Source organism: Kerstersia similis (assembly GCF_965139615.1).
In the GTDB taxonomy this organism is placed as follows: Bacteria; Pseudomonadota; Gammaproteobacteria; order Burkholderiales; family Burkholderiaceae_B; genus Kerstersia; species Kerstersia similis.
In genome coordinates this window covers 119342-133747 of the sequence record NZ_CBCSIQ010000006.1, presented here as the reverse complement: position 1 = coordinate 133747, position 14406 = coordinate 119342, and the positions used below count along the sequence as shown (strand labels likewise).

Below are 14406 nucleotides of genomic sequence, written 5' to 3'. Positions count from 1 at the left end.
GCCGGTCTCGCCCAGCAGGGGCGGAGGCCGGCACAGCATGCGCAAACAAGGAAACCCCATCATGCATGACATAACGTCATCCTGCCGCCGGTCCGGACGCGTAGCCGGCCTGAGCCTGGCGCTGTTGCTGGGCGGCATGGGTGCTGCCAGCGCGGCGCCCACTGTCTATGAAGTCCGTCATCACTTCGACGCCGTCAACACATCTGGCAGCAGTGTATTGACGGGTTCACTGGCCCCGACGCTGGGGCGCGACGGCAAACTCTACGGGCTGAAAATCAAATTTTCAGGCACGGCGGACGGCGGTGTTCGTCTTCTCGTCAGTTGCGCCCTGTACCGGCATGACCCTGCCAGCGGCGTCCAGGAAGAGCTGGGCAGCGTTCAGGCCAGTGGCAGCGGCCTGCCGGTCAGCCGCGGCTCCGATCTTGGGTCGATGTGTTCGGCACCCGTGGAAGACGCCCGGGGCGACTGGTACTGGAACACGTTCTTCGGCGGCGCGGAACAGGCGGGCCAACTGTTGCGCTACCGGCCCGGCCAGGGCATAGAAACCGTATTTTCGTTCCCTGCCGCCGCCGACAGCCCGGTCGGCAGTTATCCCCAATCGGTACTGACACTGGCGCCGGACGGCACGTTCTATGGCACCACGGCGCGTGGCGGTGCTGCCGGCAACGGCACGATCTTCGCGTTCGTGCCGGAGCAGGGTGTGCGGCTGCTGCATGCGCTGGAACGTGATCCCGTCCTGGATCTCGGCACCATCCGGCTGGGCGGGACGCTGGTGCTGTCGGAGGATGGCAAATCACTGTTCGGGGCGTTCAGCAATGAGGTTGGCAACCATGCCGTCGCCAACGCTGGCGACACGCTGTATGTAGTGGATCGCAGTACCGGTGTCCTGACGCGCCTGGCGCGCACGGACAGCCGCAGCTACATCACCAACCTGTACCGCCAGGCTGGCAGCGATGATCTTGTTTTTACTCATTTGAATGCCCAGCACGCCGGGCAGGATGGCTTCGGCGCGACGTTCAACCGCTATCTCGCGGCGGAGCGGCGCATGATGCAGACGGATTATGTCCTGCCGAACAATGATCCCGGCGGCGGCACTACGCCTATCGGTTTGACGCCAGGTGCCGATGGCAATCTCTATGGCGTATTTCCGAGTGGTGGTTCGAACCAGGCCAGCGCAACCAGCAGGACAGGCTCTATCTACCGCCTGAAGGGCGATGGCACCTACGAAGTCATTCATATGCTGGCAGGCCTGTCCAACGGCAAGTTGATGGAAGGGGCTGCGCCAGGGGGAGGCCTGACGCTGGCGCCGGATGGCCGCCTGTATGGCGTGACCGATACTGGCGGCGATTCCGGCCAGGGAACGCTGTTCGCCGTCACGCCTGGCGACGCCATTGCGCCGATGCTGACCTTCACGCTGGTCGCCTCGGGTGATAAAGGCAGCACCGTGGTGAACTTTCCAGAGCCGCACACGATTGTGGCTGGCCAATGGGCCAAGTTCCGCTGGGCCACGGTTCAGGCGGACGACTGCGAAGGCGGCGGCGACTGGCCGGCGCCGGGCGCGATCCCGGCCAGCGGCGAGCTGGAAGTCATGCCCGCCACGCCGGGCGAATACCGCTATGTCGTGTCCTGCCGCAATACTGCCGAACCAACGCAGCGTTTCACAGCGGCCCAGTATCTGAATGTGGTACCGACGACCGGCGAACACATCGAAGCCGGCAACGGTGGCGGCGCGCTTGCCTGGCCCGTGCTGCTGCTGGCATTGCTGGGTCTGACGGGCAATCGCAACCCGTTGGCCACGCGCCATACCGGTAGCCGCCGCAGGTCCGAGTAAATATAGACAGGGAATTGATATGACGAGATTACGCATTGCCTGCGCTGCGCTTGCCGTCTGCGCATGGATGGTGGGCGCATCGGTGGTGCAGGCGCAGCAGGTCAGCGTCACGCATCTCCATGCCTTCAAGCATGAAAGTGGCGCCTCACAGACGGTTGGCAGCGTGCATCTGGGCCGCGACGGCAAGCTGCATGGTCTGGCCGAAGGGCTGGTCTGGGAAATGGCCGTTGATGGCAGTGGCTACACGACATACGCGCTGCCCAGCGGCATCATGACGCATCAGTATGGCTTGCCGAATATGGCGACCTCGACGGTCGCAGATCAGAATGGCAATATTTACGGCGCGACTTATATCGGTGGCGGTACCAGCATGGGGCTGATGTTCCGTTTCGATGAGAGTGGCACGGCCTCGGAAGTGCTGGCGCCGACCCAGGTGGACCGGCCGGCAAAAATCAGTCAGGCGACCGGCAATATGGCGGTGGATGCTGCCGGCAACGTGTATGTGCTGGATCGTGGGAGTTCCGTCGGTACCGGTTTGCGCGAAGGCGCAATCAAACGGCTGTCGGCTGATCAATCGGCGTTCACGGTCGTGCATCAGATGAACCCGGCGACCGGCAGCAATGCGGCGGTAGTCATCGTCGGTTCGGATGGTTGGCTTTATGGCGTGGCTGGCCAGGGCGGCGACAACAACGTGGGCACGATTTTCCGTCTGCGGCCCAATGGGGCGGACTTCCAGGTGCTGCATCATTTCACCGCCGAGCAGGGGCAGCCTGCCCAATACCGGTCTGTCATTCCTGACTATGGCAGCCCACGCAATGCGGCAGGCCTGGCGGAAAGCGGCGCCTGGTTGATCGGCAGCACGTCGATGCAGGGGCCGAATGGAAATGGCGCGCTGTACCGCATCCGCAAGGATGGCACGGGTTTTCAGATTCTGCATGGCTTCAATGATGCGGCCAGCCAGGATGGCAAGATTGCAACGGGAAGCTTGGTGACCGGGCCTGACGGCAACATATATGGCACGACGGCTGCGGGCGGCGCTCATGGCGACGGGACGCTGTTCCGTATCGTCACGACCCGGATGGATGAGCCAAACGGTGGCTTCGAGTCCCTGCATGCCTTCAAGGCGGATGTAGATGGCAAGACGCCGTTCAACCTGACGCTGGGCCACGACGGCAAGTTGTATGGCAATACGGCCGGGGAGTGGGGCGGGGTGTATCAGGGCACCGTTTATGCTGTGGATACCGGTTATGTGCCGCCAGCCGATCCCCCGGTCATTACGCTGTTCCGCGCGGCGCCCGATCGCATCGACCTGGGCCAGTACACCACCTTGGCCTGGGCGGCCAATAATGTTGCGGCTTGCACGGCGGGCGGTGCCTGGCAAGGCGAGCGGGGTAGCAGCGGTACCGAGGTGATCACGCCGCCCACGCCCGGATTCAATACCTTCACGCTCAGTTGCACCGGCCACGATGGCAGTACCGTGCAGGAAAGTGCGACGGTGGAAGTGGTGCCGCCTGCCGATGCGGTGATCCAATCGTTCACTGCCACACCGGTGGTGGCGCCGTTGGGTAGCCGCATTACCCTGGACTGGAAAACCGCCGATGCCCTGGGCTGCACGGCCTCCGGGGACTGGAGTGGCGATAAACCCGGCATTGGCAGCGAAAGCGTGGCGCCGGCGGAAGGGGGCGAGTTCACCTTCCACCTGGATTGCCGTGGCGCGGGGGCCGATGCCAGCGCCAGCGTGCAGGTTCGCATTACCTTGCCTGCCGTGATCGAGCAGTTTGCTGCCGATGCGGCCAACCTGGCACCAGGCGCCAGCACCATGTTGCGCTGGCGTGTGCGTGATGCTTCCCAATGTCAGGCCAGCGGCGCCTGGAGCGGTGAACAGGCGGCTACGGGCGAACTGTCTATCCAGCCTGCCGAGGGCGAGCACAACTACACGCTGCGTTGCACGGGGGAAGGCGGTAATGCCTTGTCCACGGTGCGGGTCGTTGTGGCCGCGCCGGTAACCGAGCCCGATGGCGGTAATGGCGGCGCGTTGGCGCTGGGCCTGTTGCCATTGCTGGCTGCGCTGGGGTGGCGCAGGCGCAGTCAACCGGCCTGATGACGGATGTTGGTTGTGCACCTGCCGGTCTGTGGGCCGGCAGGCGCTGGCAGGCGATCCGGCACGAAATGTGGTCAAGTGTGGTTATGCGCGCTGGTGCGCGTGACGAGGCGGGCCTGTCATGGCCAAAGCCTGGCCCTTTTCCCGTGATCGTGTTACCCTGAATAGCAATCTTTTTGTCTGATCGAGCATCGCTCGCCCGGGCGCCGCCTGTATCCCCTGGCTCATCCAGGGGGATCTGATACAGCCTGCGAGCAGTCACTGGGTATTTCTTGCGATGCGTTCGGCTTCTGTTCCGGCGGCGCTGCCTGCGACCGCGCCGCCGCGACGACCAGACAGCGGCATGTTGCCGCACGCGTGGGTTTGCCAGCCGCGCCTGTTCGCCAGTTCCTGGTGTCGGCGTGTTTTCCATTTTCTTCTGCCTGTGACGGCCTGGAGCCGGGTGTAGGGTTTGTTGCCTTGCATGCCGTTGCCATTGGCCGAACACTGTATTTGCCGTTGATGCCGGGAATGGCTGCGCTGACAGCGCGCCCGTCGCAGTCGTTTTATTTCTGAAGGAGTCCTGCCATGGCCAAGGAAGAGCTGATTGAATTGAATGGTGTCGTGGGCGAAGTCCTGCCGGACAGCCGCTACCGCGTGACACTGGACAATGGGGTCGAGGTTTCCGCCTATGCTTCCGGACGTATGCGCAAGCACCGTATCCGTATTCTTGCCGGTGATCGGGTGACGCTGGAAATGTCCCCGTATGACCTGACCAAGGGCCGTATCAATTTCCGCCACAAGGATGAACGCAGCGCGCCGCCCCGGCCCGCCGGCAACTTCCATCATCGTTGATCGCGTGCCGCCGGGCGGGGAATGTCCGGCCCGGCGGCACAGGTTCGACCAGCATGAAAATCTATCTCGCAGGTTTTGATGTCTTTCGTCCCGACGCCGTGGTGTACGGCGCCAGCCTCAAGGCGGCTTGCGCCGACCTGGGGCTGGAGGGGCTGTACCCGCTCGATAATCAGGCGCCTGCAGACCTGTCCGGCCTGGCCCTGGCGCAATGGATTTGTGCCGCCAATCTCGCCCTGATCGACGCGGCGGACATGGTCATGGCCAATCTCAACCCTTTCCGCGGCCATGAGCCGGATTCCGGCACGGTGTTCGAAACGGGCTATGCCGTGGCGCAAGGCAAGCCGGTATGGGGCTATACCCACGAGAGTTCGCCCTTGCTGGGGCAGATTCCTGGGCAACTCGATGAAGCCGGCCGGCATCTCGACGCCCAAGGCTATGTCATCGAGGATTTCGGCCTGCCGCTGAATCTGATGCTGGCTTGCCGGATACAGATCGTTCATGGCGATGCCAGGGAATGCCTGCAGCGTATTGCGCAGGCGGTAGGCAGCGCCGGCTGAGGCGCGCCTGCGCCTGGCTGAGTGGTCCGCTGTGGCGGGGCACCAGAAACGGGGCAGGGTCTGGCAGCATCCATGACAAACGGCATGGATGTCCGGAATGGCGTGAAAGCGCCCGGATGGGTCGGGATGCGCGATATTCCCGGAAATTCTAGGCTTGCCAGGCTTTAATGAAAAATCGTTATGAACATATATGGCACTTTCCGGTTGCCATCTGGCCTGGCTTTGAGCAAGATGCGGGTTTGTACGGCAGCTGTCGCCTGATAACCTGTCAGGGATAAGGCGGGGATGGCAGCCGTGTTCGCATAGACCGGAGACTATCCTTCATGAGCCAGCAGTCCGATAACTGGAAGTTTGAAACCATTGCCGTCCACGCCGGCTACACGCCGGAGCCGACCACGCATGCCGTGGCCGTGCCCATCTACCAGACGGTCGCCTATTCCTTCGACGATACCCAGCATGGTGCGGATCTCTTCGACCTGAAGGTCAAGGGCAATATCTACACCCGCATCATGAACCCCACCACGGATGTGCTGGAACAGCGCGTGGCTGCCCTGGAAGGCGGTATTGCCGCGCTGGCGCTGGCGTCGGGCCAGGCTGCGGTCACCTATGCGATCCAGACCATCGCCGAGGCTGGCGACAACATCATTTCCGCGTCCACCCTGTATGGCGGCACCTACAACCTGTTCGCGCATACCCTGCCGCAGCTGGGCATTACGACCCGCTTCGCCAATGGTGCCGACCCCGATTCCTTCGCCGGCCTGATCGACGAGCGCACCAAGGCCATTTTCGTCGAGTCCGTGGGCAACCCGCTGGGCAATATCACCGATATCGCCGCCATTGCCGAAGTGGCCCACCGCCATGGCCTGCCGCTGATCGTCGATAACACCGTGCCGTCCCCCTACCTGCTGCGTCCGATCGAACACGGCGCAGACATCGTGGTGCAGTCGCTCACCAAATACCTGGGCGGCCACGGCACCTCGCTGGGCGGCGCAATCATCGACTCGGGCAAGTTCCCCTGGGCCGAGCACAAAGAACGCTTCCGCCGTCTGAACGAGCCGGATGTCAGCTATCACGGCGTGGTCTATACCGAGGCCCTGGGGGCAGCAGCCTATATCGGCCGTGCTCGTGTCGTGCCGCTGCGCAATACCGGCGCCGCGATCTCCCCCTTCAATGCGTTCCTGATCCTGCAAGGCATCGAAACCGTCGCGCTGCGCGTGGACCGCATCGTCGATAACGCGCTGGCCGTTGCCCGCTTCCTGAAGCAGCATCCGAAGGTGGAATGGGTCAACTATGCCGGCCTGGAAGATCATCCGGATCATGCCCTGGCGCAGAAATACCTGAAGGGCCGCGTGCCTGGCCTGATGACCTTCGGCGTCCAGGGTGGCCGCGATGGCGGCGCCCGTTTCCAGGATGCGCTCAAGCTGTTCACGCGCCTGGTCAATATCGGTGACGCCAAGTCGCTGGCCACGCACCCGGCGTCCACCACGCACCGTCAGTTGAACCCTGAAGAATTGGCCAAGGCTGGTGTACGCGAAGAAACCGTGCGCTTGTCCATTGGCATCGAACACATCGACGATCTGCTCGCCGATCTGGAACAGGCGCTGGCCGCGGTTTAAGCCCGGTACACCTGAACTTTCATCCTGCCTCTCTCCGACGGTTGGCGGAGCGGGGCAGGAAACAAACAGGCCCCTGATTTTCCTGGCACGCCATGCATGCCGGGAGAGTCAGGGGCCTGTGGTTTATGTGGCCGGGCAGAGGGGGCAGGCAAGCTGCCCAGGCAAGCAGGGATTCAGGGAATATCCAGGAATAGATCGAAGCCGGCAGCCCGGCGCAGAATTTTCCAGGTTCCCTGTTCCAGGCGGAACTCGTCGTGGAAATGGCCAACCAGTTCCCGTCCACGGGCCGGGCGGCCGAATGGCCCGGGGCTGTCGGTGGCGAGCGCGTTCCAGAGCTGTACCTGGGTAATGGCGCAGGCATGGGTCGCATGGACTTCGGTAAAGCGCGTGCCGAGGATCAGATGCATGCTGATGCGTTCCGCAGGCCGGGTCAGGTAGGAATCCAAAATAGCCTGGCGGCCCTGCAAGGGTTCGCCACCGGGGCGTTGCAGGACGGCATCCTTGGAAAACTGTTCGGCCATGGCGGCAAAATCGCCTTGGTCAGCCAGGGCGGCGGTGTGCAGCACCAGCTCGCGACAGGCGGTTTTGACCAGTAACTGATCCATCGGCTTCAAGGCGGGTTGGGTCATTTTTTTGTCTCCTGGGTGGTGGAACTGGGCCGTTGCCGGGAAAACCGACCTGGCCCGCAAGGACGTCAGGCTGGCTGCGCCAGAATCCAGCGCAGGGTTTTTTCCATGTCGCCAAACGGGAAGAAATGCAGTCGCACGATACCGTGACGTTCGGGCTCCAGGCCGGCGGCCAGCGCGCGCAGCAGCAACTCGGGGCCGGCGGTATCGAACAGGCGGCTCAGTGAAACGCCATATTTGCGCAGGATACCAGCAGAAGCGCCCACGCCACAGGCGGCGGCATAACGCAGCAGCTTGTGGACGCCCACGGGCCCCGCTACGCCGATGCGCACCGGGGCCGTAATGCCTTCCTGGCGCAATCGTTCCAGCCACGCCAGGACAGGCGCGGCTTCGAAGCCGAACTGGGTAATGATTTCGTAGTCATGGCCCTGCTGTGACAAGGCGCGATGCTTATCGTGCAGGGCGGCCCAGAGCTGGGCATCCGGAATGCCGGGGTGGCCATCCGGGTAGCCGCTGATGTTGACCTGCCGGATACCGTATTCGGCCAGCAGCCCGGTCTGTATCAAGGCCAAGGCATCGGCATAAGGGCCGGCCGGTTGCGGAGGATCGCCTGCAATGACAAAGACACGCTGGATGTCTGCCTGTTCGCGCAACCGGGACAGGTAGCTGCGCAGCGCGGTTTCGGAAGGAATGCGGCGTGCGGCCAGATGCGGCACGGGCAGCAGGCCCTGCGAATGCGCCTGGATGGCGGCTTGCAGACGGGCACTGTCCTGTTCATTGGGCAGGAAGGTGATGTTGATCGGTGTGCCGGGTGCTGCCAGTGTACGCAGGGCTGCGAGGGAGCGTATTTCCTTGGCAGTCATTTCCAGGGAATATTCTTGCAGCAGAGTGTTGGCAGAGACGGCAGGAGCCGCAGAAGAACAGGAAGGCTGCGTCATGGAAGGGTCATCTGTGAAGCGCTGAAACAATCTGTCAAGATACTTCGAGGTAATAAAGGATAAGCTGGAGATAGTGTCAGATTTTGAAATAAGCGGTCACGGACGGTTTTGTGTTGTGAACCTTGTGAAGCGCTTGTTTGCACGTGGCGGCCGGTGAGCGGCCAGCTTTGGCGTGCCGTGGCGGTATGTGCATGGTAACGCGCATGCGGCGTGTGAAACGGGCAGGAATGGAAGTTTGCATGGCGAAGCCGGCAATAGACGAGGAGCAGGACGGATGTATTTGTCGCATGCAGTGAATGGGCAAAGGCTTGCCGCCCGCATGGGCGGACGACAAGAGCCGCATTCCGGGTCTTGCCGCTGCGGCTGCGTGAGCGCTGTGGCGCGCTGGGCCTACCGGCGCATGGCGGCGGACATGACATACCGGGTGGCCGCGAATGGTCCGGCCGCGAGCGCTGCTCCGTTTCTCAAGTTTCGCGCAAATAGCGCCTTCTCGGATCAACCCCGCCAGAGCCAGCGTCCTGTTGTGCTGACCAATCTGCGTTTGTTCGATGGCATGACGGCGGCGCTGCGCGACGGCCTGCATGTCAGGATCGTGGGCGATCGCATCCAGGCCATCGTGCCGGCTGGCGAAGCGCTGGGCGATGACGTCGAGGTCATAGATTGTGGCGGGCGGGTCGTCATGCCCGGTTTGATCGACGCGCATTGGCATTCGACCCTGTGCGGCGTGTCGCAACTCGAAGCGATGACGGCCGATGTGGCGTTCCTGCACCTGGTCGCGGCCCGCGAAGCCCAGAATACCTTGATGCGCGGCTTCACCACGGTACGCGATGCCGGCGGCCCCAGCTTTGCCTTGAAACGCGCCATCGACGAAGGCGTGGTCTTTGGACCGCGCATTTTTCCCTCGGGCGCGATGATTTCCCAGACCTCCGGTCATGGTGATTTCCGTATGCGCTATGACATTACCGAAAACGTAGGGCTGCCCAGCCATGTCGAGCGTGCCGGCATGTCGGTGCTGGCCGATGGCGCGGACGCCGTGCTGCGCCGGGCGCGTGAGCAGCTGATGCTGGGGGCATCGCAGCTGAAGCTGATGGCTGGCGGGGGCGTCACCTCGGTGTACGACCCGCTGGAAAGCCTGCAATTCACCGATGCGGAACTGCGTGCCGGTGTGGCGGCTGCGCGTGATTGGGGCACCTACGTCATGGTGCATGTCTATACCGCAGCCGGTATAGAACGTGCGGTACAGGCGGGGGTGCGCTCCATCGAGCACGGCCAGCTGAACGATGAAAAGACGGCGAAACTGATGGCCGACAATGGTGTCTGGTGGAGCCTGCAGCCTTTCCTGGGGGACGAGGACGCCAACCCGCACGCCGACCCGCGCAGCCATGCCAAGCAGATGATGGTGGCGCAGGGAACCGTTCGCGCCTATGAGTTCGCCCAACGCCTGAAGGTGAATACGGCCTGGGGGACGGACATTCTGTTTTCGCCCGAGAACCTGCCCAAGCACGGGCACATGCTCGCCAAGATGACGCGTTTTTACGCACCGCTGGAAGCCCTGCGTATTGCGACCGGCCAGAACGGCGAGCTGGTCGGCATGTCCGGTGCGCGCAATACCTATCAGGGCAAGGTTGGCGTGTTGGCGCAGGATGCCATGGCCGATCTGCTGGTGGTTGACGGCGATCCGTCAGCCAGCCTGGACTTTCTGACGCAGCCGGAGCAGTCGCTCAGGCTCATTATGAAGGACGGCAAGATTTTCAAGAGTTCTTTGTAGCACCCGTTGTTGTTCCCCAGGATGGAAGTCGTGGCTTTGCCTTCGCAGGGCCGGAGTCCTGGGTTGCTGTAATCCGCTGGCCGTTGTCGCTGTACCCGGTGCCAAGTGTCGGGAGATATTCGGTGACAAGTGTCTTCAATCCATTTTGCTGAGAGGTAGCTATGCCCTTGCATGAAAAAAACACTGTGCGTGAAACGCTGTTGGATGATGTGTACGCTTCCACGGATTTATCCGTTGCTATGCCGAAGTACAAGCTTCCCACCAAGGAACATGCCCCCCGGCACGCCTATCAGGTCGTTCATGACGAACTGATGCTGGATGGAAACTCCCGTCAGAACCTGGCAACGTTTTGCCAGACCTGGGTGGATGACGAAATCCACAAGCTGATGGATGAGTCGATCGACAAGAACATGATCGACAAGGATGAATATCCGCAGACGGCAGAGATCGAAGCACGTTGCGTTCACATTATCGCCGACCTGTGGAATTCGCCCGATGCGGCCAATACCCTGGGCTGCTCGACGACGGGTTCGTCCGAAGCCGCCATGCTGGGTGGCCTGGCACTGAAGTGGGCTTGGCGCAAGAAACGCCTGGCAGCAGGCAAGTCGGCAGACAAGCCGAACCTGATCTGCGGCCCGGTGCAGATTTGCTGGCACAAGTTTGCGCGCTACTTCGACGTCGAACTGCGCGAGATCCCGATGGAAAACGGCCGTCTCATCATGTCGCCGGAAGAAGTGCTCAAGCGTGTCGATGAAAATACCATCGGTGTGGTGCCGACGCTGGGCGTGACCTTCTCGTGCGATTACGAGCCGGTCAAGGCCGTGCATGATGCGCTCGACAAGCTGCAGAAGGATACCGGGCTGGATATCCCCATCCACGTCGATGGCGCCAGCGGCGGCTTCCTGGCACCGTTCTGCGCACCGGAACTGGAGTGGGACTTCCGTCTGCCGCGCGTCGTCTCCATCAATACGTCCGGCCACAAGTTCGGCCTGGCGCCGCTGGGGGTGGGTTGGGTTGTGTGGCGTGACGCCGCGCACCTGCCCGAGGAACTGATTTTCAACGTGAACTACCTGGGCGGCAACATGCCCACCTTCGCGCTGAACTTCTCGCGTCCGGGCGGCCAGATCGTGGCGCAGTACTACAACTTCCTGCGCCTGGGCCGCGAAGGCTATACCCGGGTACAGACCGCTTGCTATGACACGGCCCAGTATCTGGCCGCGGAAATTGGCAAGATGGGTCCGTTTGAAATCATTTTCGACGGCAACCCCAAGAAAGGTATTCCCGCACTGTGCTGGAAGCTGAAGGATGGCCAGAAGAACCTGGGCTACAACCTTTACGATCTGGCAGATCGCCTGCGTTCGCGTGGCTGGCAGGTTCCGGCATATTCCATGCCTGCCAACCGTGAGGATCTGGTGGTGCAGCGTATCCTGGTGCGTCACGGCGTGAGCCGCGACCTGGCCTCGCTGCTGCTGGAAGACTTCCGCCGCTGCCTGGATTACTTTGCCAAGCATCCGGTGTCGGTGCCGGGTGAGCAGGACGATTCCGGCGGTTTCCACCACTAATCAAGCAACAGTCCCGCAGTAGTTCCGCTGTCTGTTAGCATTCCCTGGCTCGTTTTGACGGGCCAGGGTTTTCCATTCCTGAATGGCGAAAAGGAAGCTTGATCATGATGTTGTGGACATGGTTTACAGATACCTTGCGGTCATATCCAGAGCTGGCGATTTTCCTCGCATTGGCGCTGGGTTTCTGGATAGGCTCCTGGAAGTTGGGGGGATTTAGTCTGGGTGCGGTGACGGGCACCTTGCTTGCCGGTGTCGTGATCGGCCAGCTGGGGATAGATATATCGCCACAGATCAAGTCCATTTTCTTCATTATGTTCCTGTTTGCCGTCGGCTTCGGGGTCGGACCACAGTTTGTGCGCGGGGTGGCCAGTGATGGTCTGCCGCAAGCGGTATTTGCCGTGGTGATCTCTTGCCTGTGCTTGCTATCGGTGTATGTCGCATCGCTGCTGGCAGGCTATGGTCCGGGTCTGGCAACCGGCTTGCTGGCAGGTTCGCAGACCATTTCGGCGTCCATCGGGTTGGCTACCGATGCACTGAATCGAATGGGAGAGTCGGCGTCGGTCATTCAGGCCGAGCTGGATCAGATCCCGGTCGCCTACGCGGTGACGTATCTGTTCGGTACGGTTGGTACCGGCTGGATCGTCGCATTTCTTGGACCCAAGCTGCTGGGCATCAATATTCAGGCAGAGTGCCAGCGCTATGAAAAAGAGATGTCCGTGGGCGAACCCGATGAGGGGATCGAGTCGGCCTGGCACCAGTTCGCCATGCGCGCATTCCGTCTGCATAAGGATGGTGTCATTGCAGGCAAGACGGTCGGTGTGGCGCAGGGTGAGTATGGTTCGGCCGAACGGTTGGTGCTGGAGCGTCTGCAGCGCAACGGTAAGCTCATAGATTTCGATGACGATACCTTGCTGCAAGTGGGCGATGTCCTGGTGGTTTCAGGGCCGCACGAGGCGCTGATTGCCTGGTCCAACCAGTCCGAAGAGGTTGCGGACAAAGACCTGCTGAACATCCCCATGGAGCGCGTGGATGTGATTGTCACGCAGAAGGCCGTCGATGGCCGTACGCTGATTGATCTCTCCAAAGAGCGGTTTGCGCGCGGGGTGTATGTCCACCGTATCCGTCGTGGCTCCATGGGGGTGGATATCCCTGTGCAGGCCCAGACCAAGCTGCAACGTGGCGACATCCTTACCATCAGCGGTGGCAAGAAGCATGTGCAGGCCGTGGCGGTCGCGGTGGGCTATGCCGACCGTCCCACCAGTGTCACGGATATGGTGCTGCTGGGTTCCGGTATCGTGCTTGGTGGCCTGGTTGGCGCCATCGTGATTCCGGTTGGCGGAGTGCCGATTACCCTGTCCACCTCGGGCGGCGCGTTGATCTCCGGTCTGATCTTCGGCTGGCTGCGCAGTTTCACGCCCAAGTTGGGCAGCGTGCCCAGCGCGACGGTCTGGTTCATGAACTCGGTCGGCTTGAATGTGTTCATTGCCGTTGTGGGTATCTCTGCCGGCCCGACGTTTATCTCAGGCTTGCAGCAGATCGGGGTGGAGATGTTCCTGTGGGGCTTGTTCGCCACGGGTGTGCCCATGATTCTGGCTCCCTTGATCGGCAAGTACATCTTCCGTTTCGATCCGGCCATCAATCTGGGTTGCTGCGGCGGTGCCCGTACCAGTACGGCTTCGGTGGCCATGGTGGCTGAAGTGGCCAAGAGCAATGTGCCGATGTTGGGCTATACCGTGCCGTATGCGGTCAGCAATACTCTGCTGACCCTGTGGGGCATGGTCATCGTCCTGCTTATCGGTATTTGATGTTCGCGCGCCGGTAACAGCGCGCAAAAAAAAGGCCGGCTGCCTGTCAGGGCAGCCGGCCTTTTTCAATGGATTCAGACGGTGGCGTGCTGGGCGATGACGGCCAGGACACCGTCGATGACGAATTGCACCCCCATGCAAACCATCAGGAAGCCCATGATGCGGGAGATGGCATCCACGCCGCTGCCGCCGATCAGTGTGAAAAGCTTGCTGGAGAAACGCAGGCACAGCCAGAACAGCAGGCCAATCAGCAGGGCCACTACCACCGGCGCCGTATGAATGGCCCAGGCCGGGTAATGGGTGCTGCCGTGCATGCGCGCGGCCAGGCTGATGACCACTGCGATGGCGCCTGGCCCGGCGGTACCGGGCATGGCCAGCGGCACGAAGGCAATGCTGGGCTGCGTGGCCTGGCGCTGTTCTTCCCGGGTCTTGTCCGCTTCGGGGATGTCCGTCACGGAATTGGACGGGAACAGCATGGTGAAGCCCAGGAACGTGATGATGAGGCCGCCGGCGATGCGCATGCCGGGAACCGAGATGCCGAAGGAGTGCATGATCCATGAGCCGGCATAGTAGGCAACGCACAGGATGGCGACGACATAGATCGTTGCCAACCGGATTTCGCGCATCCGATCCTGGTAAGACAGGCGCTTGCCCAGTGCCAGCAGCAGCGACATGGATGTCAGCGGGTTGGCGATTGGCAGCAGCAACACCAGGCCCAGGCTGACCAGCTGGAAAAAATCGCGGATTTCATTCATTGAACATGGCTCC

The 14406-nt window shown here is 61.9% G+C and carries 12 protein-coding genes; 8 read left to right on the top strand and 4 right to left on the bottom strand.

Annotation, left to right across the window (positions count from 1 at the left end; all coding sequences use genetic code 11):
* Positions 1 to 61 precede the first annotated feature (61 nt).
* Both ACNA1V_RS06060 and ACNA1V_RS06055 read left to right on the top strand, forming a co-directional pair.
* On the top strand, positions 62 to 1831 hold the full coding sequence (locus tag ACNA1V_RS06060; RefSeq protein ID WP_415832690.1) for a choice-of-anchor tandem repeat GloVer-containing protein: 1770 nt from the start codon (positions 62 to 64) through the stop codon (positions 1829 to 1831).
* 19 nt (positions 1832 to 1850) lie between these two features.
* Positions 1851 to 3932 carry a choice-of-anchor tandem repeat GloVer-containing protein gene (locus tag ACNA1V_RS06055; RefSeq protein ID WP_415832689.1) on the top strand — a complete coding sequence of 694 codons (2082 nt, stop codon included), beginning with the start codon at positions 1851 to 1853 and terminating at the stop codon, positions 3930 to 3932.
* Positions 3933 to 4190: 258 nt separating this feature from the next.
* Here ACNA1V_RS06055 and ACNA1V_RS06050 read toward each other — a convergent pair whose 3' ends face one another.
* Positions 4191 to 4397 (bottom strand): hypothetical protein, encoded by a 207-nt coding sequence (locus ACNA1V_RS06050; protein WP_415832688.1) that lies wholly within the window; start codon positions 4395 to 4397, stop codon positions 4191 to 4193.
* 102 nt (positions 4398 to 4499) lie between these two features.
* Between ACNA1V_RS06050 and infA the strand changes: the two genes are divergently transcribed.
* The 3 genes from infA (at position 4500) to ACNA1V_RS06035 (ending at position 6939) form a co-directional block, all read left to right on the top strand.
* A complete protein-coding gene (gene infA, locus ACNA1V_RS06045) occupies positions 4500 to 4766 on the top strand; it encodes a translation initiation factor IF-1 (RefSeq protein WP_415832687.1) in 267 nt (88 codons plus the stop codon).
* 53 nt (positions 4767 to 4819) lie between these two features.
* Entirely contained in the window at positions 4820 to 5323 is a 504-nt protein-coding gene (locus tag ACNA1V_RS06040; RefSeq protein WP_415832686.1) for a nucleoside 2-deoxyribosyltransferase, read from the top strand.
* Positions 5324 to 5646: 323 nt separating this feature from the next.
* Complete coding sequence (locus ACNA1V_RS06035) at positions 5647 to 6939, top strand: O-acetylhomoserine aminocarboxypropyltransferase/cysteine synthase family protein (protein WP_415832685.1); 1293 nt, start codon at positions 5647 to 5649, stop codon at positions 6937 to 6939.
* 173 nt (positions 6940 to 7112) lie between these two features.
* Here the strand turns inward: ACNA1V_RS06035 and ACNA1V_RS06030 are convergent, their stop codons facing one another.
* Both ACNA1V_RS06030 and ACNA1V_RS06025 read right to left on the bottom strand, forming a co-directional pair.
* Entirely contained in the window at positions 7113 to 7568 is a 456-nt protein-coding gene (locus tag ACNA1V_RS06030; RefSeq protein ID WP_415832684.1) for a nuclear transport factor 2 family protein, read from the bottom strand.
* A gap of 65 nt (positions 7569 to 7633) precedes the next feature.
* Positions 7634 to 8503 (bottom strand): methylenetetrahydrofolate reductase, encoded by an 870-nt coding sequence (locus ACNA1V_RS06025; RefSeq protein WP_415832683.1) that lies wholly within the window; start codon positions 8501 to 8503, stop codon positions 7634 to 7636.
* A gap of 319 nt (positions 8504 to 8822) precedes the next feature.
* Here ACNA1V_RS06025 and ACNA1V_RS06020 point away from each other — a divergent pair, with 319 nt between their 5' ends.
* The 3 genes from ACNA1V_RS06020 to aspT all read left to right on the top strand — a co-directional run bounded on the left by ACNA1V_RS06020 (position 8823) and on the right by aspT (position 13638).
* Positions 8823 to 10271: a metal-dependent hydrolase family protein gene (locus tag ACNA1V_RS06020; protein ID WP_415832682.1), complete on the top strand. Its 1449-nt coding sequence runs from the start codon at positions 8823 to 8825 to the stop codon at positions 10269 to 10271.
* Between the two features lie 185 nt (positions 10272 to 10456).
* Positions 10457 to 11833, top strand: a complete 1377-nt coding sequence (locus ACNA1V_RS06015) for a glutamate decarboxylase (RefSeq protein WP_462937399.1) — start codon at positions 10457 to 10459, stop codon at positions 11831 to 11833.
* 104 nt (positions 11834 to 11937) lie between these two features.
* Positions 11938 to 13638 (top strand): aspartate-alanine antiporter, encoded by a 1701-nt coding sequence (gene aspT, locus ACNA1V_RS06010; RefSeq protein WP_415832680.1) that lies wholly within the window; start codon positions 11938 to 11940, stop codon positions 13636 to 13638.
* Positions 13639 to 13712: 74 nt separating this feature from the next.
* Here aspT and ACNA1V_RS06005 read toward each other — a convergent pair whose 3' ends face one another.
* Positions 13713 to 14393 carry a MarC family NAAT transporter gene (locus ACNA1V_RS06005; protein ID WP_415832679.1) on the bottom strand — a complete coding sequence of 227 codons (681 nt, stop codon included), beginning with the start codon at positions 14391 to 14393 and terminating at the stop codon, positions 13713 to 13715.
* Positions 14394 to 14406 lie beyond the last annotated feature (13 nt).

Excerpts from the sequence above, each read along its gene's own strand:
- ACNA1V_RS06060 (WP_415832690.1), top strand. The coding sequence starts at position 62 with ATGCATGACATAACGTCATCCTGCCGCCGGTCCGGACGCGTAGCCGGC.
- ACNA1V_RS06055 (WP_415832689.1), top strand. The coding sequence starts at position 1,851 with ATGACGAGATTACGCATTGCCTGCGCTGCGCTTGCCGTCTGCGCATGG.
- ACNA1V_RS06050 (WP_415832688.1), bottom strand. The coding sequence starts at position 4,397 with ATGCAAGGCAACAAACCCTACACCCGGCTCCAGGCCGTCACAGGCAGA.
- infA (WP_415832687.1), top strand. The coding sequence starts at position 4,500 with ATGGCCAAGGAAGAGCTGATTGAATTGAATGGTGTCGTGGGCGAAGTC.
- ACNA1V_RS06040 (WP_415832686.1), top strand. The coding sequence starts at position 4,820 with ATGAAAATCTATCTCGCAGGTTTTGATGTCTTTCGTCCCGACGCCGTG.
- ACNA1V_RS06035 (WP_415832685.1), top strand. The coding sequence starts at position 5,647 with ATGAGCCAGCAGTCCGATAACTGGAAGTTTGAAACCATTGCCGTCCAC.
- ACNA1V_RS06030 (WP_415832684.1), bottom strand. The coding sequence starts at position 7,568 with ATGACCCAACCCGCCTTGAAGCCGATGGATCAGTTACTGGTCAAAACC.
- ACNA1V_RS06025 (WP_415832683.1), bottom strand. The coding sequence starts at position 8,503 with ATGACGCAGCCTTCCTGTTCTTCTGCGGCTCCTGCCGTCTCTGCCAAC.
- ACNA1V_RS06020 (WP_415832682.1), top strand. The coding sequence starts at position 8,823 with ATGGGCGGACGACAAGAGCCGCATTCCGGGTCTTGCCGCTGCGGCTGC.
- aspT (WP_415832680.1), top strand. The coding sequence starts at position 11,938 with ATGATGTTGTGGACATGGTTTACAGATACCTTGCGGTCATATCCAGAG.
- ACNA1V_RS06005 (WP_415832679.1), bottom strand. The coding sequence starts at position 14,393 with ATGAATGAAATCCGCGATTTTTTCCAGCTGGTCAGCCTGGGCCTGGTG.